Here is a 19445-nt window from a genome sequence, read left to right as displayed (position 1 = left end):
TCCTGTCTCCTTCTTCAATGCCTTTTTTCAGTGATTAAATTCACTGGAGATAGAGCGGTATTATCCTGTTTGATTAGCGTAATTATTACGCTAACTGTTAGTTACTTTTTGTCCAAAGTCCAATTAGTATAGCTATCTATAATATCGAGACTGAATATTAATCTAAAATAATAATCACTCAATTGGATGAACCAGTTGAAGGATGTGGTTTTTCAGGAGTTAGGAGATGATGAAGTTGTAGATAACTAAGGGTCTTGAACCATGTCTTATCTCAACTTCAGCCAAGTCCACACTAGAAACCAAGAAGTTTATTCTCAGCTTTCAGAAGCAATTTATTTAGTTAGATATAGCAAAGCAAGCATCTTCTGATGCCACAGCTCTTCATTCAATTCAAACAACTATTGAACAATTAATTAATTTACGAAATCGTGTTGGTTCAGGAGAGCTTTGAATCTATAAAATACCTATAAAAAAATTTTATTACACCAATTCAATTTTGGTGGAGTAAGGCAGATAATAATATGATTCTACAACAAGTGCCAAATTATTCCTGCCTTTCTCCGTTTTAATCTTTTATAATTTATTGATAATTTAAGGTTTAAATCACTTCTTAAACTGACAAGCTACCGCCTTTATTCTGAGTCGCAAATCACACAAATTTTACGATGTAATATAGCTAAATAATGCCTTAATCAAATATTTTTTCTTTCTACTTTCCCTATGGAAATTTGACTCACAATTTGGTGGAGTATCAGGAATAAACTTGAGACTGAAAACTTGACTTCAAGATATTCATTTAGAGACTCATCATCAAATATACAAATTAATTAATTTTGCGTCACTACTTAAACATCTACTTCCTAAACACAAGGTCAACTCATACATTTACTTTTTTACTGATTCAATGTAAAATCCTATATCATTTTAGTTTAGCGGAAAATTAAGAGCGATCGCCGATTATGAAATCTCAAATTTTAACTATAAAAAAAAAAGGCACAACAATTCAAAATCTTCAAGTTACAAAAGTAGTTGATGGTGACACAATCAAAGTTTTATTAAACGATAAACGAGAATTTATCAGAATGGATTATGTTGATGCTGAAGAAAGCTATTCTGAATATTCCAAACCAGTGACAGACATGGGTAAAGCAGCATCAGAAATGGCAATAAAATATTTCATATTACCTGACGGTGAACTTGCTCAAGTCGATCTTGAATTTGATACAAACGACCCTGTAGAAAATTGTTTAGAAAAATATCGCGACCATCAAGGTCGTTTAATAGCTTATGTAAATAAAAATGGAGAAAACTTTAATATTAAACTAATTAGAGAAGGCTGGAGTCCCTATTTTATTAAATATGGGAATTCTAGACTTTATCATCAAGAAATGATAGCTGCAGAAATAGAAGCTCAAGCTAATAATCTTGGTGTTTGGAATCCTCAAGTAAATCGAGGTAAACGTAAAAGAAATTATAATTTGCTAGTACCTTGGTGGTCATTAAGAGCTTCCATTGTAGATAATTATCGTACCTATGGAATAGCTTCTGGAGTTCTAGAAGTGAGATTAGATTTTCCCAAGATTTTAGCAGCAGCAAGAGCTGAAGAATATGTAACAGTTTTCTATGATTTACAGGGAGGAGTTTCTAAGTGGTTAGATAATGGTGCTTTAATTTATGATGGAACTAAAGACCATCGTTTAAAATTATGGATTCCAAATACTAATACTGAAGAAATGAAGCCATTATTACAACTATTAAAAAATCGTTACTTTGGTTTAGGTAGAGGATATGTTTATATCACTGGGCAACTACATATGTATAGAGATAAACCAGAAATTATTCTTTCTGGAATAAACCAATTATCAGATTTTCCACCTACAGTATGAGGGGGTTAACGAAGTCAGAAGTCAGATAGGGGAGCCGTCGGATTGGCGACGTACAGAAGTTAACCCACCCCTAACCCCTCCCAGGAGGGGGATGCGTGAGCAACTCTCCAAAAATATTTGGCCTTAAAAGGCGAGGTTCGCAACCCATATTATTTTGATAAAAACTATGATTTTAAGCATTCCGCAGGAAAGCAGAAGGCTTGAAATACTTAATTTTCTTTTCTCTTGGTCAAGTAAGATGCTTGAATACTATCTTTTTCTTACTCACATTTAAGCGCCTTTAAAATTTTAGGACTACTAATTTACTTGACTGGGTATAGAAGTTTAATAAATAAGGGCGCATTCATTAAAAAAAGTAGCAAAATTGACCGCTAATAGCTGTTTGCGCAGTATTCCGCAGGAAACGCCTAAAATATTCTTCAACTGTTATTAACCGTTCAGCAAAATTTTTATCTAATAGACATCTCCAGAAAATAAACTTGCTCTTTATTTAAGATAAGCTAGAGTTGTAAAAGTCACTGAAAAATCATTTTTCGTAATCTTTGGCCGTGAACATCTATGTCCCTGTTCTCTGTTCCCTAATGTGTGCAAAAAGTCTATATCTTTTTAACCAGAGGTTTAATAATTATTATTTACCGAATAATTAAGGTTTAAAGCCTCTCCTTTAAAGGAGAAACAAGAAAAAATTTTCATGATTAGTCAATCCTCTTCTTTTCAAGGAGAGGAAATAATTAATAATTAATAATTAATTATTAATTGTTGAATTTAGCCCTCATATTGAGTTAATATTTCTACACCTGTTTCAGTAACAGCAACAGTATGCTCAAATTGTGCAGATAATTTACCATCCTTAGTAATAGCAGTCCAACCGTCGTCAAGTACCTTTGCTTCCCAAGTACCTTCATTAATCATCGGTTCAATAGTAAATACCATTCCAGCCCGCAACTTTTTCCCTTTTCCTCTGGTACCATAATGAGGAATCTGTGGTGCAGTGTGGAAAATATTGCTCACACCATGACCAACAAAATCTCTAACTACAGAAAAACCTTCTGCTTCAGCATATTCTTGAATAGCAGCTCCAATATCCCCAATTTTATTTCCAGGTTTAACTTCAGCAATGCCTAAATACATAGATTTTTCTGTAACTTCAACTAATTTTTTAGCCAATGGAGAAGGTTCACCTACGAAAAAAGTTTTAGAAGTATCCCCATGATAACCATCAAGAATTGGAGTCACATCAATGTTAATAATATCTCCCTCTTTTAAGATTTGTTTTTTGTTAGGAATACCGTGACAAACTACCTCATTAATACTCGTACAGATAGACTTAGGAAAACCATGATAACCAAGGGGAGCGCTACGAGCGCCATGAGCTTGCGTCCAACGTTCTGCTTCTTCATCTAATTCTAGAGTGCTTACTCCAGGCTTGACAAGAGGTTCAAGATGATGTAATAATTCTGCAGCCAAACGTCCTGCCCGACGCATTTTTTCTATTTCTCTTTTTGATAATAAAACGATAGTTTCAGTTGCCATTGGTTATTTGATTAATCCTGTAAGCTATACGGTTGATAGACATAGCTTACTTTAGCATATAAATAGCGACGGAGTTCTCAGGAGTCAGGAGTCAGGAGGAAAAAAGAAGAAAGTTTTTTATCTAAGATTTACGCAGTACAACCTATTTTCCTCATTGTGACTGACAGGGAAGCAATCTCAAATCCTAATTTTTCCTACATCATGGGTAATATCATGTCCGGATAATTAGTTATAAAAAAACTTTCTCCTTCAACTCCAGTTGTTCTTCTTTATTCCCTCTTTCCTCTTTCCTCCTGACTTCCCCTCCACCGGAGGGGTTAGGGGTGGGTTGACTCCTGAGGACTCCGTAGTTATTTATTTATCACTGTTTAACCAGACATGATATAAGTCCTGATACAGTTATCGCAACCTCTACTTCTATTAATTTTATATATAATAGACATCTCTAAAAATCAAAAATAAAATCAATTATTACCCATAAATTATCAATTACTCCCCTCCACCGGAGGGGTTAGGGGTGGGTTCCCTGTTCCCTGTTCCCTGTTCCCTCTTTTCTGGAAAATTATCTGATGTCTCATCATCATAAAAGCGATAAAACAAAGGCTCATCTTTAAAATTATGTTCGTCTAAAACATGATGAATTATGCCCTGTTCTAACATTAATTGACCCATTAAAATAGCTTCTTCCCGAGTAGCTCGTTCGTGAATCATTAGCCACTCTACCGCATCCGAACCAAAAAATACATTTTGAAATTTCTTAAATTGAAATTTGCGGTCTTTGATAGAAACTCCGTTAGCTCCACGCATGGCAGTGGCGATCGCCCCCCAGTCGTACTCTTCTTTGATAGCAGGTGGCTCGATAGATGGAATTTCTTCAGGTTGGGATTGATATTCTACAGGAGTTTGCGACCGCAACCAAGCATAGATTTCTGGGTCGAGGTCTTTGATATGTAAGTCTTGTTGAGGACGAGCTACTTCTACTCCATACTTTCGCAAATATCTTTCTATTTGGTTATAGAGGTGGGTTCTCACCTTTGGTTGCTTGAGAGGGTCGCGGATAAAAGCTACTACCCGAAACTGTAACCCATCCTCTGTATATTGCCGAAATTTTACTTTCGGGGGTGGATGACGGAGAATATCTGGATGTTCTACTTGAGCAGCAGCAAGCAAAACTTTGTAGACAAAATCAATATCTGTTCCATAAGGAACTTTCACATAAGTTTTCACTCTAGTTATACCACTGCGGTTCCAGTTGAGGACTTCCCCTTCAATAAACCGAGAGTTGGGAATGGTAATAATGTAGCGTTCGATATTAGAAATATCAGTTGTTCTGGCACCGATACGTTGGACTAAACCTTGAAATTCTCCAACTTGAACTAATTCTCCAACTTTTACCGGACGAGCGACAATTAAAATTAACCCACATATGAAGTCTTTGACAATATTTTGTAATCCAAAACCAATTCCCACTCCGAGCGCTCCAAGCAAAATAGCTAGAGACTGAAAGTCTACTCCTCCAGCATTAAGAATTAAAACCGCTCCTACAGAAAGCAGTCCGTATTGGACAAAAAAAGCGATCGTGTCTTGGTGACTGCGTTCAGCTTCTGTAAGGGGGAGGAAGCGAGATTTGAGGATTCTCACAAACCAGCTTACCCCTACCCAAAGTGCGACTATAGTTAGGGCGATAGTTAATATTCTGGTTAGGGAAATGCTTTCTTCTCCCAGTTGAAACATTCTAGAATTAAATGTACTGTCTAGAAGTTTGAAAGCTTCATAAAACCAAGCTCTAGTTATGGGAAATAGTTGAATTCCATACTTGATAAATGTTGCCCATACTCCCACTTGCAATAATAGTAAACCTAATAGTTGTAGGGAGTTCCAGCGTCTCTGAGGATTTTGTAGTTTCTGGCGTTGAATGTAACGAAATAGTAATACGAGTCCCCCCTGAAGTAACAGAGTAATCAAAAAGGCAATTATCAGCTTTTTGACTGCCCAACGGGTATAAGCAGGGGTGCGTTCCCGCCAACTTTGATTTAAACCCTGCTGGAGTTTTTCCTGCCACATTTGTACCTGCATCTCTGAGTACATGGAGTTGAGGACATCCGCTTCTGTCACCTGCATTAAGGGGCGACTATCGATTTTCAATACCACTTCTTGATTAGAGCGGATTACTTTTATCTGTGGTGGTGTTCCTCGTTGGATACTCTCAGCTAAGGCTGATTTCAGAGTTGATGTCATTAATGCGGCTCTCTCCTGGGCAGTCACTTTTTCAAAAGGGCCAATTTCTAAAAGTTCTCGACCATCTAATACTACGGGAGCTTTTACACTTGTTGCATCTTCTGCTAGGACGGGAGAGAATAGAAATATTGATAGTAAACAGATGCACAGTGCCAGAATTAACCTAAACCCATATTTCTGAAGTTTTGAGACATAGTTGAAGGAAGAAGGAAGAAGGAAGAAGGAAGAAGGAAGAAGGTTGATATTTCGTTGTTTTAGATGTTCCATAAGTCAAATTAAGGAAGGAGGAAGGCTTTAGTTATCTAGGATAAAGGAAGAAGGAAGAAGGTTGATATTTCGTTGTTTTAGATGTTCCATAAGTCAAATTAAGGAAGGAGGAAGGCTTTAGTTATCTAGGATAAAGGAAGAAGGAAGAAGGTTGATATTTCGTTGTTTTAGATGTTCCATAAGTCAAATTAAGGAAGGAGGAAGGCTTTAGTTATCTAGGATAGAAGATTAAATAATATTAGGTTGTTTAAACTATTCCATAAGTCAAATATAGTAATGCTACTGCTATATCTTATAGCAAAGAAAAAGGGAAAAGTGGATGAAGAGAGTCTTCGACAAGTGACTTGTCTAGATGCTGGTGCATTGTAATGGTGGTCTATTGTAATTATTTTGCTCAAGGACAAAAACAGTGGGAGCATCTTGCTCCCTTACTTGTATCTTGCTCCCATAAAGTGGCATTGTTCATCCCCATCTAGCATTTAGTATTACGCGAGCAGGACTACCCGTGTCTACAAACGCTAACCAATTGTAGATATATCGTTTGTCAAGTTACTGAGGTACAGTTGTTTTTTTTATTTTCTGCTCCCGGTAGTTCTGCGTAGTAAATGATATATGTAGATTAACAACGGCGCTTCATGGGAGCAAGATGCTTCATGGGAACAAGATGCTCCCACTACCGTGTCTGGTAACAAAGATTATTACAATCTACCAGATTTATGTTTCAATTAATCTAGCAGAACTAAAGCTAAAATAGTTAGATAATTTATGTTTGAACTGAGATAAAGTAAGCCAATCAAAATTAATTATGTACTGCTAATTAAGCCTATTAAATCAAAACAGCAAATCTGAATTTTTTACCAATCTATGCACAAAAAATTATATGAAAAAATCAATACTATATTTGACGGTTCTAATCATCTGTGGGTGCCGTGACTTATCTACTACTGAAAATCCATTAAACTTGCCTACCACATCACCTACTCCTACCTTTGTAGAATGCCCACAAAAACCAATAATTCGTCTGGATAAAACAGACGCTAAATCTTTATCTTTAACTGAAAATATTATTACTATATCCGATACTGTTAACTCTGAAAAACAACTTAGCTATAAATTCTATGCTAGAAGGGATAAAGATTTTAACTATAGAATTAGCAGCAATGTTTGTATTTGGATATTTGCCCCAGATACGAAACTATTACAACGTCGAGAATTAATCATCGCTGAACAGAGGGATTCACCAATTTCTGGAGAACAAATGTCTATCGATCTACCTCTAACAGGAGAATATATTGTACAAGTGTCAAGCCCTAGTGAATCTACAGAATTCAACCTAGAAATGAGTTTAGGAGATTTACCAACACCAGAACCTTCTACAGTTAATATAGACGAAACTTCATCAACGTCAAAATCAGAAACAACACCTCAAGAATCTACTCCTAAAACTTCTAGTGAAGCAGCAGTAAAAAATTATTATTCTAATCTTAATCAAGGTAAATATGAGCAAGCTTGGAATCAACTATCAACAAGTTTTCAAGATAATCAACAACTACATCCAGATGGTTATAATTCCTATTATGACTGGTGGACAGGAATTAATAATATTGCTATTCAAGATGTTAAGCAGGTCAGCACAAGTACAGAAACGGCTACAGTAAATGCTCTGGTAAAATATACAAAAAAATCAGGAGAAAATATTGCTCAATCTCTGGAGTTATTTTTAGTTTGGAATTCTACAGATCAAAAATGGAATATAGATACAGTTAGCCTAAATTAGTTAGAATTATTATGGTAGAATATTCTTTGACTCTCACAAACAAAAATACTAATCAAATATCTAGATATATTCTAGACTTAGAAGAATATTATGAAAATCAGCCTGCCAGTTTTTTTACCCCAATAGTATGCAATAAAATTAGAAATGAACTACAAAGTCAAGGTAGCTTTCACATTAATGATATGTACTTACAAATAATTATCAAAACATGGATTCAAGATATCAAAGAAGGATATAGAGATAGTAATGTTGTTCTAGATTTACCTAAAATTAATCATCGGAATATTAACAGTCTCAAAGAATCAGGAAATCAAGAAATTCCCCAACTTATTTATCCAGATTTATCTGATATAGAACCAAAAATTGGCGCCTTACCCCCCCTAGACTTTTCTTAAAGAAAGAAGGAAGGAGCAAGAAGGAAGAAGGTAGATTAAGTAGGGTGTGTGACGAGACCCTTACCGTTCTGGAATAATGGTCGATTTTATTGTCACGCACCGCGTGCTGTGGGATGGTGCTACAGGATCTAATATTTATTTGACAAGCGCTCTCTAAAGTAATATCAAGTCTCATTAATTAGCCATAATAAAAATGTTCTTCTTTTGAGAGAAAATATTTTTTCGGTGCGGAATGCGGAGCAAACAAATTTCCCCTGCTTCCCTGCTCCCTGCTCCCTACTCCCTAAATTTTTCCGGGTTATTCAAAGAGAGATGATATAAGAAAGAATGAAGGAGCAAAAAGGAAGAAGGTAGTTAGCTCAAGACTGTTACTAAACAAAAACATCAAATTAAAAATTATGTTGTAGAAAGGGAGTTAAAATAAATTTATTTTTGAGGAGGATTATGGCTATTAATTGTAATGTATGTTTCTACGATAGAAATTCCGACAAAAATCAATTTTGCGAAGTTTGTGGTTCAGAAATACAACCATCAATTACTTTGTTTGAGGCTGGAGAAAAAGGTATTCAAGAGGGAGAAAAACAAACTGTTTTACAAACATATGAACAGACAGTAAATTCTCATCAAAGGATTAATAAAAATATTAATCAAAATATTAATAATAATCCTGTTACTCCACCTGTTTATACAAATATTCAAACTAGCTCACCTCCAACTCTAGAAACTGCTAAAAAAGCAAATATTTTACCTAAAAATTCTGCTAATCCTACTCTGATTACTGGAACAATTGCTAAACTTATTCCGAAACAAGTAGGTTCCCCTGTACCAGAATTTATTATCGATAGTAACAATGCTCTTATTGGCAAATTTGACCCAAATATCGGTCCTGTAGAAATTGATTTAGATGGATTTTATGGAGATGAAACAGTTTCTTCTACTCATGCAGAAATCTATTTTGAAAATAATCAATGGCAGATTAAAGACATGGGTTCTACTCATGGTATTTATATTAAACCTACAGGTAAAACTAGGTTTGGATACCGGACTAATAAACCAGAAATTTTAAACTCAGGAGATGAAATTGCTATAGGTAAAATTCGGTTACTATTTTTGATTATTTAATTTAGAAGTCAGTCCTCAGGAGTCCAGGAGTCGTATGGGAATGGCTTCAATACCATTTTTTAGGTCATAATTCTCTTTTTTATCAAAGAGACATCTCCTGCAAAGTAGGGGCGTTAGCGGCAGCTCTGCGTTAGCAAATGGCCATTCGCCCTTACCAAATAATTAAGGTTTAAAGCCTCTCCTTTAAAGGATAAAAAAGCGGTCGTTAGCGAAGCTTCCCGTAGGGTAGGATGGCGTTTGCTACCGCAAAGCTTTCCGTTCCGGAATGCTACCGCAAATGCTAACAGCGGAGCAACTCTGATAATGGTACTTAGACATTTTTTGGTAGGAAAAATGCGTCAAAGTCAGTCTAGACAAGGGAATTACGTCAAAGCCTTAAAAATGGCTAGAACCCTTAGTAACTCAGGATTTATGCCTTTTCGACGTGAAAACCTCTACCCATCTATATCTGAGCCTATTTTCTGCCTTTATTTTATGTAAGTCCCAATGAGAGCGGGTCTCGGAGCTGGCCGACCATCGACCAAGAAAAGAAAAAATTTTCCTTTTATTCAACCCTCTTCTTTTCAAACAGAGGTAATAATTAATAATTAATTATTAATTATTAATTATTAATTGTTGAAGCCTTCCTTCTTCCCTCTTCCTTCCTCAATAAAATAAGGATACAAAAATGTCGATCAACTGCCCAGTTTGTGGCGCAGAAAATTCTGATACTGCCATTACCTGTCGTGCTTGTGGTTGCCCTTTAACGAATATAAATTCTGTAGGATATCAACTACCTAGTGGCACTTTACTTCAGCAAGGTAAATATAGAATAGAAAAAACATTAGGTGAGGGTGGTTTTGGCATTACTTACAAAGCAACTGATTTAGAAAATTTTACCGATGTTGCGATTAAAGAACTTTGCCCAGATAAGTTTCTGAGACATGGCATAAATATTATTTGGCCTCCTTCTATTACTGCCAAAATTAAGCAGGAACAAATCCAAAAATTTAAGATAGAAGCAGAATATTTACAAAAATGTGTCCATCCCAATATTGTTAAAGTAATTAATTGGTTTGAAGCTCATAATACAGCTTATTTAGTAATGGAATTTGTCAGAGGTAAACCCCTGTCTAAAATTTTGCAAGAAAAAGGTAAGCTACCAGAAAATATCGTCAAAAAATATTTTATTCAAATTGCCGAAGCTTTACAATTGGTTCATGCCAATAATTTTCTGCATCGCGATATTAAACCGGATAATATTATTATTAATTTCCTAGATAAAGCTATCCTAATTGATTTTGGTTCCGCTAGAGAATTTTTGGCAGGTTTCACTCATAAAATGACCTCTATGTTGACGCCTGGATATGCACCAATAGAACAATATACTAACTTCGGAAAACCCAATCCTAGTGCAGATTTATATGCTGTTTGTGCTTCAATTTATCATGCTTTAACAGGTAAAGTACCAGTAACATCATCTGCTCGATTAAGTTCAGAAACTTTGATTTATCCACGGCAAATAGAACCATCAATTCGTCCTCAAACAGAACAAATTATCTTAAAAGGAATGAAGATGAATATAGAGGAACGTTTTCAAAGTGCTGAGGAATTAATTAATGCACTTAAAGGTAAGTTTATTTCTCAACAATTAAGTCAAGCTAGACAGATTTTAAAACAAGGAAATTTGACAGAAGCAGTCACAACTTATCAACAATGTTTGTTAAAAGAACCCGATAATGGTATTGCTGCTGTAGAACTGGCAATGCTGTTAGTTTATATTGACGATCGCCAAGCTATTTTTGCTGCTAATCAAGCTATTAAAATTAATCCAAATGATGGTAGAGGCTATGGAGTTTTAGGGCTAATTAGTTGTCGTCAAGAAAATTGGGTGCAGGCACTTCAACAGTTAAAAAAAGCTGTAAATTTATCTCCGGAAGAATCTTGGATACAGGCTAACTATGCTTGGAGTTTAGCAAAATTATCTAGATGGAAAGAAGCATTAATAGTATGCGATCGCTCCTTGAAAATAGATAGTAATTCTGCTTTTGCATTAGGATTAAAAAGCTGGATTTTAGCTAATCAAAAACACTGGTAAAAAGTCATCGGTACTATTCGTCCTGCAATAAAAAATTCCCAAAAATATAATAGTAGCGATGGGTAAGCATTCAGCAGTCAGCTATCAGCTATCAGCTATTGCTTTTAGTTTTAGATAAAAGCTTTAATAATTGAGGCAGAATTTATACTTACTACCAAAGTCGGCTGTAAAGTCTATATTAATTTGAACCTCCTCATAAGAGCTGAGAGCTGACAGCTAATAGCTGAATACTTACAGCGATGGGCAAAAATTACTTTCTTGGTTATACCCTTCTTTGATGTTTGCTATAGACCAAGAATTACTAGGTAAAACTACTCCAGATATAGATAAATGTATTGAATAATGTATTGAATAATTTATTACTAAATTGCCTAACAGTAGTTTTGCTTGGGGATGCAAAGGTTGGAAACTAGGCTGCAAAAATCAATGGCAAGAGGCTATTATTTCTCTAGAAAAAGCTACCAATTTATCTGATATTAAATCTTGGATATTTTTAAATTTAAGCATTGCTTATGAACATCAGGGAAACTATCAAGCTGCCATTCAAATATATAAAAATTTCAGTCAGAATCATCAAAATGAAATTGCTCTATTTCGTTTAGGCACTTTCCTTGGTCGTCAACAACAATGGTTACTCGCTAAATCCTTCCTCGAAAAAGCAATTAAAATCAATCCAAATTATGCAGAAGCTTATCATAATTTAGGGTGGGTGTTGTTAAATATTAAAAATTCTCATGGAGAGATTCAAAACTTACAAGCAATGGAATCAGCTTATGGTCAAGCTATTGAACTTTATGAACAACAAAATAAGTTAAATTTAGCTAACAGTATTAAACAAGCATTTCAAGTATAGCTGGTCACTACAAATACGAGGCATTTTTAACCAACTTGCCCATAAATGATAGTTGGGCAGAGAAATGTCGAGTATGAAAAATTAACTCCTTACACCTCTAAGAATAGAGAATATACCCATAAATAGTTATTTTAGGTTAAGAAAAATTAGATATTTTGCTTCTCTGCCCATTGCTTCAACTCTTCTAAAAAAGAAAGTGTTGTTTTCCCAAAATCAGTTATCTCGTAGGTTACAGCAAAAGGTCTTGTACTAATTACCTCACGCTTAACCAAACCATCATTCTCCATCTCTCTTAGCCTTTGAGTTACCATCTTTTTGCTTGCTCCGCGCAGTTGACGAGCTAAATCTCCAAAACGCACTGGTTTATCCTTGAGATGCCAAAGAATAAATCCTTTCCATTTTCCACCTATAAGCCTCATTCCGCGTTCAATTGGACAGGGTGTAAGACAAGGTTCAATTGCCTGCTTGCGACCTAGATCGTCGGTTTCAATTTCAATTTTAGAACTCATTTCCCACCTGGTTACTAAAAGTATACTAGTTGACTATGGTAACTTAATTTTGTATCTTTCAATTATGGCAGTGACAAAGATCAAATTAATCAGGACAACTAATGAACACTCTGCTTTTAATTTTAGGCAAAGAAACTAACGAATTTGCTAAAGGTAGCTACAATCAAAGTCTTTTTGAGACCGCAGTAGAAACTTTAAGCAATCGTTATAAAATTTTGACTACTATTGTTGAAGATAGCTACAAAGTTCCAGAGGAAATTGCTAAATTCAAACAAGCTGATGCAGTAATCTTTCAATATCCAGTTTACTGGTTCATGATGCCATCAACCTTAAAACGATACCTAGATGATGTTTATGCTTATGGTGAGTTTTTTGCGTTTAGTGGTGGTGAATATGGATCGGGTGGACTGATGAAAGGTAAAAAGTTTATGCTCTCTACTACCTGGAATGCACCCATCGAAGTCTTCAATAATAAGAATCCGAATAGCTTTTTTGAAGGGCGATCGGCAGAAGAAGTATTGCTACCAATGCGTAAATCTCAGGAATATTGTGGTTTAGAGGAGTTACCTCATTTTTCTTGCCACAACATTATTAAAAATCCTCAATTTGAGTCCGATCAAGAGCGGTATATTCTTCATTTAACTAAAGTTTTTCTCGATTTCAATCCTTTTATAAACGCAGACACTCAACAAGTAGCATCTATAGTCAGTAATCCTGGTTAATGCTCGATTTATCCTCGAAAAAACACTATTGCAGGATGGCGGAAATAACTGACCAGTTACAAAATCCGGCGTTGGTAAGTTAAGCTATGATATTAATCTTAATTACTTAGGAGTCAGGAGTCAGGAGGAAAGAAAGAAGAAGAAATAAGGAATAGAAGGAGAAAGTTTTTTGTTTGCGCTCTTATCCGGACAATATATCATACCTCTTTTCACCAACGCCCAAAATCCTAAAACAATTACAAATCAATACTTTTGACTTTTGAATTTTAACTTCCGCGTAGCGGCACTATTAATTTAAAACTGAGAAAAGATCGTGACCAAACAACCAGATATTCATCTTTATACAGCTTCTACTATGAACGGATGGAAGCCAGTAATTTTTCTTGAAGAAGCTGAAGTTGAGTATGACATGACCTATATTGACTTTTCTAAAAAGGAACAAAAGTCAGATTGGTACATGAAGCTCAACCCAAACGGACGTATTCCAACGATCGTAGACCGGAGTAATGACGATTTTGCTGTTTTTGAGTCGGGTGCAATTCTCTGGTATTTGGCGGAAAAATATCAAAAGTTTCTCCCTCAAAATGAAAAAGCTCGCTCTCAAACACTTCAATGGTTAATGTTTCAAATGGGTGGCATCGGACCAATGATGGGACAGGCGATGTATTTTCAAAGGATTGCCGAACCACAGGGACATCGAGATGAGTTTGCTATAGAGCGATATGTAAAAGAGTCGCGCAGGTTACTGGAAGTATTGGATAAACAACTTGAAGGTAAAACCTTCTTGGTGGGAGATGAATTTACGATCGCCGATATCGCTACTTATCCTTGGGCGAGATCCTACTACTGGGCAAAGGTTTCTGTAGACGGACTGAACAATCTTCAAGCTTGGTTTGACCGTATTGACGAACGACCTGCGACCCAAAGAGCTTTAGAAAAACCCAAACCCGTACCTGAGTTTTTTGGTCGGGGTGATGTTGATACTGCCCAAGCTGCCAATGCAGCTAGATTTAAGGATAACTGATGCACCAACTCCAATCCTAGTAACCAATAGAAAATTAGAGACAAAGAGTAAAGATAATGAGCGAAAAACTATACACTGTTGCCGTATTGAAGGCTCAACAGGGAAAGTTTGACGAGCTAGTTGCGGTTCTAGAAGAGCTAGCAAGACAGAGTCGCCAGGAAACAGGGGCGTTGCAATATGGGTTTTATCGTAACCAAGAAGATCCTAACACCATACTATCTTTTGAAGAGTGGCAAGATACGGATGTTGAATCTGCACATTGGGAAACACCCCATCTTACTTCAGCGGTTGAAAAATTCAAGGACATTTTGGATGGCGAACCGATCGTCTATAAAGGTCATCAAATCATCTAAGTTTGTTTCATAAATCAAAGTATTTTTTCCAAGAAAGGAGATTTCTCATGAGTAAGACAATTTTAATGACGGGTGCAGGTTCGGGATTCGGTAAAGGTACGGTGCTGGGGTTGGCAAAAAAAGGTCATAAGGTAATTGCTACCTGTGAAAACTGGCCTCAAGTCACTGAACTCAAAGCAGCAGCAGAACAAGAAGGTGTGGAAATTGAAGTCGCTAAGATGGATCTGCTGAATAAAGAGGAACGCGAATTTGTGTTTGAGAAATATGCCGACGATATCGACATTTTAGCTCCCAACGCAGCTACTGGTGAAACGGGTCCAATCGCTGAAATTCCTGTCGATCGAGTACGTCGCGTATTTGAGGTGAATGTATTCTGCACGCTAGAATTTATTCAGCCCTTCGCTCGTCATTTTGTCAAAAAAGGCAAGGGAAAAATTATCTTTACTTCTTCGATTGCAGGGTTTTCCACCTTCCCATTTCTCGCACCCTATTGCGCATCCAAACACGCCCTCGAAGCAATTGTGCAGTTGATGCGTGAGGAAATGGAAGGTACTGGAGTACAGATTGCAACTATTAACCCCGGTCCATTTCGTACTGGCTTTAATGATCGTATGTACGACACCCTCGACCAGTGGTACGACCCCGAACGAAACTTCACCTCAGAGAAGCCAGTTCGCGATACACAGCAACTATTTGCGGGGGAAGATTTGCAACTCGACCCTCAAGGAATGATTGACTTCATGATCGAGACTATTCCTCAAGACCATCATAAATTTCGCAATGTTTATCCTCCGCGTTTTATTGAGGATGTTAAGAAGTATCAGGAAAGCTTGTGGGATATTAAGGTTTAATATCATGTCTGGTTAAACAGTTATAAATAAATGATAGAGTCCTCAGGAGTCAACCCACCCCTCGCCCCTCCCCCTCCCAGGAGGGGAAGTCAGGAGTCAGGAGGGAAGAAAGAATAAAGAGGAGGAAAAGGAGAAAGTTTTTTTATCACTAATTATCCGGACATGATATTACTACTTTAGTTAACTTTTATCGTCGAAAAATTTGTGTTTTCAACCTTTATTCTCAGTTTAATACCAATTTGATAAATGTTTGCTACAAATCCTGGAACTGTTTCTAGTAGTCAATAGTCAGTAGTCAGTAGAAAGAGCTGTTATTATCATTTTTGACCCTGAAATAATTCTATTCTGCTAAATATATATCTGACTTTAACCATTTTTGTTGACCAAACTATTCGTAACATTCTTTTTTCAAAATGGTATAATTTATTGCTTAAAGTGGTTCCCTAATTTTATATTTAACTTCCTCATTTATTCCACCTATCAAGCAATCAACATAAACATTACTCCTTCTACCTGGTGTACCATCAACTTCTGACCAATTCACTGTTTCTCTTCTAATACGAATCTCGCTAAAATTTTTATCAGTATAGTCATACATACATTCTCCTTCAACTGTCAATATATAATTCTGTCTTTCGTTTTCTTTTGTACTTTTAAAATCTGATAAATGATACTTTAGCTCAAACTCTATAGCTAGTTTCTTTGTAGCCTCTGTAATAAATGCTGAAAATGAAGATAAATCTTGAGATAATTCTACTATTTCAAAACCTATCTCTCGATCCAAGCGAGGAATTCTTTCTTTATCTATTCCCAGAATAATATTTGTTTTATCCAATTCTGGTACATTAGATTTAAGCCGATCTAAACATGATTTTAAATCTTTATATATAAACACTTCTTGACCTAAAGTTTTGCACTCTTCATAGAGATTCTTAGCAAGACGACTATAGTTTTCATTTCTATTCTCAAAAAAACCTTTATCTTGAGTTACAAAATGAACTTCGTAATTTTCTTTTAGTAGAGAAAGAATTGCTTCCCAAATAGCAGAATCTTTAAATTGTTGATTTTTTCCATTAGGTGGTGTTCTTTCATCTACCCGCTGAAGTGCTGACTTAGCCTGTTCAAAAGTAAACGGTACTCTTTTAATCCACGGCTCAATTTCTTTCATTCTGCTTTCTATAGCATCTTTAATTTTACTTTCGTCTGGTACTTGGTAATTAGAGCGTTTTCCCATGATAATTTCAATTTTTTTTAAATTAGAGTTAATTTGTTCAACAGCTTTACATCCATCTTTAATTGTATGTTTTAAGACTTCATTTTCTATAACTTCTGGTAATCCAAGATAGCCATTATTTTGTTTGAGACAATAAAGTAATGCTCCTCCTAAAGGCGTTTTTAGTAAAATATTAGAATCTTGTATCCATGTATTAGTATCAATTACCACACAGAGTTTTTTTGAATTCTCTTCCATTCTTATAAAATGTGTAATTAACTTGTTATTTGTACTGATTTATATGACTATGCTTGATGCTTTTGAAGATATTCTCCCCAGAGCTTATTATCAATGTCAATTTTTAGCAATTGTCTAATAGTCTGTAATGATTAAGAACTTTTAGTTAACTCTTTTAATGAAGTATTTTAACTGTTTAAATTCATTGAAATTACCTTTTTTATGGGAGCATATAAAAATTAAAACGGAATTTCTTCATCAAAATCAGACTCATTTTCCCGTACTTGAGACTCGGCAAAAATTGCCTCTGCCTGTTTAATTTTTTCAAAAATTGTAGCTCTAGAATAAGGTCGTTTTTTCATCAGTCGATCAATTTTGTATTTAGCTTTAATTGCCTCTCGATATTCTTGAGAAATCGCTTCTTCCGGCCAATTCAGATCGCTAGCTTTGATAACTGGTAGCCGAGAACCTAATTTTTCTATTGGCATTTCTGGTAATCGTAGGAGAAAATATTCTCGCCTACGTTTTATATTTTCAGCTCTATTTTCAATTTCTACTAATACACCTAATAACTGACTAGGATGATGTTCATAAATAGCGACTATAACCTCAATATCATCTAAGGGAATACCTAAACTTTTTGCTTTAGCTAAAAATTCATCTGGAATATGATTTATTATCGGAGGATTAATGGCAGCAGAGATTTCTGCCATAGCTTTTTTGATAGTTTCTTGAGCAAATTCAACTGTTTGATAATTAGCTTGATTTGTCGATTTTTCACTGACAATATATTCTAATTTTTGGGTAGCATTTGTTAACAATTGAATTGCTTTTTTAAGATGTGCGTAATTCATTTTTACCGAAAAATTGTGGGTATGTGCCTCCTCTTTTAACGATCACTTATAAGGAACTCCTGAAGACCTTGTGGGACCCACCCCTAACCCCTCCCAGGAGGGGAAGGGGAGCAGGGGAGCAGGGGATAAAGGAGAAAGAATCATAGTAGATAGGAAAAACTACTTAATTTATCAAAAAAAATGTACTTTTTAATACACTTTTTATCTGACAAAAACCTTTTAAAGACTTGAACATAACTTGTATATAATGTCTACGTTTTATGTTAATAAATATGTTGATAAAGCAGAGCTTTTTAATAGGATAAAAAAAGATAATTTTCAAGATTTAAAGCCTCCTTATTGCAGAGGTATTAATAACTAATAACTAATAACTGATAACTGATAACGGATAACTGAAATGACTATTCAATAGCTTCTAATTCTTGTGTTGATTGCCATCCAGGTTTCCAAAGAGAACGGTCTTTTAGTTGTTTAGCATTTAACCAAAATCTCACACTAGAGTCACAGGAAGCTACCATTTCAGCAAATACCCATTGACCTTGATTTTTACGATTTACTACTTGGAAATGTCGCCATCCCCAGGTTTTTTGATTGGCTGTCCATTTTGAACCAACAAGATAAGGAAACTTTTGTTTTTTTGACATTTTTATTGAAGAAGGAAGAAGGAAGAAGGAAGAAGGAAGAAGGAAGAAGGAAGAAGGAAAAATCTTAAATTTCTTAGTTTGACAGCGCTTTTCAGATTGATGAACCACATCATCATAACAAAAATCGTTTAAGGGGAAATGGCCATTCGCCTCTACTGTGGTCTACTGAAATAAAAATTGCTGTAAGCTTTTAATTTCTCCTAACCTTTCCTTCAACTGCTATAAGTCTAAGCGCATTTCATTATTTTGATCAAAGCCAAGATGAGAATATAGAGGTTTACCTTGAGACGAAGCATGAAGAATAGCTTTAGTACAATTAATAGATTTAAGATAAGCGATCGCTTCTCCAGTCAATTTTTTAGCAATTCCTTGACGGCGATAATTTGCTTCAACATAAACACCCCAAATATAACCATATTTTCGATATTCCGGCTTGAGAATATTTGGATACAAACCAGCAAATATTTGACAGCTAATTGAACCAACTATTGTATTATTTACTTCAGCAATAAAACTTTCATAAGATAGTTCTTTTCTAGCATTATCAATATGCTCTTTTGTAATTTCTAACCAGTTAGATTCAATAGAATCAGTAGGTACGCCCATATCTTGCCACATTTTATAAAAATGCTCGGCAATTATATAATTTTCTGATAGATTTGCTGTTCTGATATTAAGATTTTCTAGCATTGAAATTCAAAAAGAAGGAAGAAGGAAGAAGGAAGAAGGAAAAAAAGATTTAGGACTAACCTTGTTGGAAAAATTGGATGGGGATAGTTATTTCAGTTATCACTTGCCATAGTTACCGAATAATTAAGGTTTAAAGTATCTCCTTTATAAATAAAAAATTAAAAATTAAAACTTAAAAGCAATATAAAAATTGTGCTACT

General features: G+C 35.4%; 17 protein-coding genes. 10 read left to right on the top strand and 7 right to left on the bottom strand.

Translation table 11 applies throughout. The features are described from left to right. Positions 1-959 precede the first annotated feature (959 nt). Entirely contained in the window at positions 960-1886 is a 927-nt protein-coding gene (locus F6K06_RS26930; RefSeq protein WP_124155472.1) for a thermonuclease family protein, read from the top strand. Between the two features lie 765 nt (positions 1887-2651). On the opposite strand, the gene map is transcribed toward F6K06_RS26930, so the two are convergent. Further along, complete coding sequence (map, locus tag F6K06_RS26925; protein WP_124144305.1) at positions 2652-3419, bottom strand: type I methionyl aminopeptidase; 768 nt, start codon at positions 3417-3419, stop codon at positions 2652-2654. 489 nt (positions 3420-3908) lie between these two features. Continuing rightward, on the bottom strand, positions 3909-5924 hold the full coding sequence (locus tag F6K06_RS26920) for a mechanosensitive ion channel domain-containing protein (RefSeq protein WP_287243644.1): 2016 nt from the start codon (positions 5922-5924) through the stop codon (positions 3909-3911). Between the two features lie 880 nt (positions 5925-6804). Between F6K06_RS26920 and F6K06_RS26915 the strand changes: the two genes are divergently transcribed. The 5 genes from F6K06_RS26915 (at position 6805) to F6K06_RS26895 (ending at position 12148) form a co-directional block, all read left to right on the top strand. Next, positions 6805-7701, top strand: coding sequence for a hypothetical protein (locus F6K06_RS26915; protein WP_124144303.1), 897 nt, complete (start codon positions 6805-6807; stop codon positions 7699-7701). 11 nt (positions 7702-7712) lie between these two features. Next, the gene (locus F6K06_RS26910) at positions 7713-8096 is read left to right on the top strand and encodes a hypothetical protein (RefSeq protein ID WP_124144302.1); all 384 of its coding nucleotides are present in this window, start codon (positions 7713-7715) and stop codon (positions 8094-8096) included. A gap of 444 nt (positions 8097-8540) precedes the next feature. After that, positions 8541-9218, top strand: a complete 678-nt coding sequence (locus F6K06_RS26905; RefSeq protein ID WP_124144301.1) for an FHA domain-containing protein — start codon at positions 8541-8543, stop codon at positions 9216-9218. Positions 9219-9885: 667 nt separating this feature from the next. Further along, positions 9886-11295, top strand: a complete 1410-nt coding sequence (locus F6K06_RS26900; RefSeq protein WP_287243642.1) for a protein kinase — start codon at positions 9886-9888, stop codon at positions 11293-11295. Positions 11296-11662: 367 nt separating this feature from the next. Then, positions 11663-12148, top strand: coding sequence for a tetratricopeptide repeat protein (locus F6K06_RS26895; RefSeq protein WP_287243641.1), 486 nt, complete (start codon positions 11663-11665; stop codon positions 12146-12148). A 146-nt stretch (positions 12149-12294) separates the two neighbouring features. On the opposite strand, the gene F6K06_RS26890 is transcribed toward F6K06_RS26895, so the two are convergent. After that, entirely contained in the window at positions 12295-12657 is a 363-nt protein-coding gene (locus F6K06_RS26890; protein ID WP_287243639.1) for a helix-turn-helix domain-containing protein, read from the bottom strand. 101 nt (positions 12658-12758) lie between these two features. Between F6K06_RS26890 and F6K06_RS26885 the strand changes: the two genes are divergently transcribed. The 4 genes from F6K06_RS26885 (at position 12759) to F6K06_RS26870 (ending at position 15607) form a co-directional block, all read left to right on the top strand. Beyond that, a complete protein-coding gene (locus F6K06_RS26885; protein ID WP_287243637.1) occupies positions 12759-13379 on the top strand; it encodes an NAD(P)H-dependent oxidoreductase in 621 nt (206 codons plus the stop codon). 313 nt (positions 13380-13692) lie between these two features. After that, entirely contained in the window at positions 13693-14403 is a 711-nt protein-coding gene (locus tag F6K06_RS26880) for a glutathione S-transferase family protein (RefSeq protein WP_124147776.1), read from the top strand. Between the two features lie 86 nt (positions 14404-14489). Then, positions 14490-14756 (top strand): putative quinol monooxygenase, encoded by a 267-nt coding sequence (locus tag F6K06_RS26875; protein WP_287243635.1) that lies wholly within the window; start codon positions 14490-14492, stop codon positions 14754-14756. 47 nt (positions 14757-14803) lie between these two features. Continuing rightward, positions 14804-15607 carry an SDR family oxidoreductase gene (locus tag F6K06_RS26870; RefSeq protein ID WP_124147778.1) on the top strand — a complete coding sequence of 268 codons (804 nt, stop codon included), beginning with the start codon at positions 14804-14806 and terminating at the stop codon, positions 15605-15607. Between the two features lie 430 nt (positions 15608-16037). Here the strand turns inward: F6K06_RS26870 and F6K06_RS26865 are convergent, their stop codons facing one another. From F6K06_RS26865 to F6K06_RS26850, 4 genes are all read right to left on the bottom strand, one after another. Further along, a complete protein-coding gene (locus F6K06_RS26865) occupies positions 16038-17078 on the bottom strand; it encodes a PIN domain-containing protein (RefSeq protein WP_124147779.1) in 1041 nt (346 codons plus the stop codon). Positions 17079-17296: 218 nt separating this feature from the next. Further along, entirely contained in the window at positions 17297-17911 is a 615-nt protein-coding gene (locus tag F6K06_RS26860) for a hypothetical protein (RefSeq protein WP_124147780.1), read from the bottom strand. Positions 17912-18312: 401 nt separating this feature from the next. Next, entirely contained in the window at positions 18313-18555 is a 243-nt protein-coding gene (locus F6K06_RS26855; protein ID WP_124147781.1) for a TIGR02450 family Trp-rich protein, read from the bottom strand. A 219-nt stretch (positions 18556-18774) separates the two neighbouring features. After that, positions 18775-19245: a GNAT family N-acetyltransferase gene (locus F6K06_RS26850; RefSeq protein WP_192901225.1), complete on the bottom strand. Its 471-nt coding sequence runs from the start codon at positions 19243-19245 to the stop codon at positions 18775-18777. Between the last annotated feature and the right edge of the window lie 200 nt (positions 19246-19445).

This window comes from Okeania sp. SIO1H4, assembly GCF_010672695.1.
GTDB classification, from domain to species: Bacteria; Cyanobacteriota; Cyanobacteriia; order Cyanobacteriales; family Microcoleaceae; genus Okeania; species Okeania hirsuta.
Note: the sequence above shows the minus strand (reverse complement) of the source record. Positions and strands in the feature narration are given on the sequence as shown.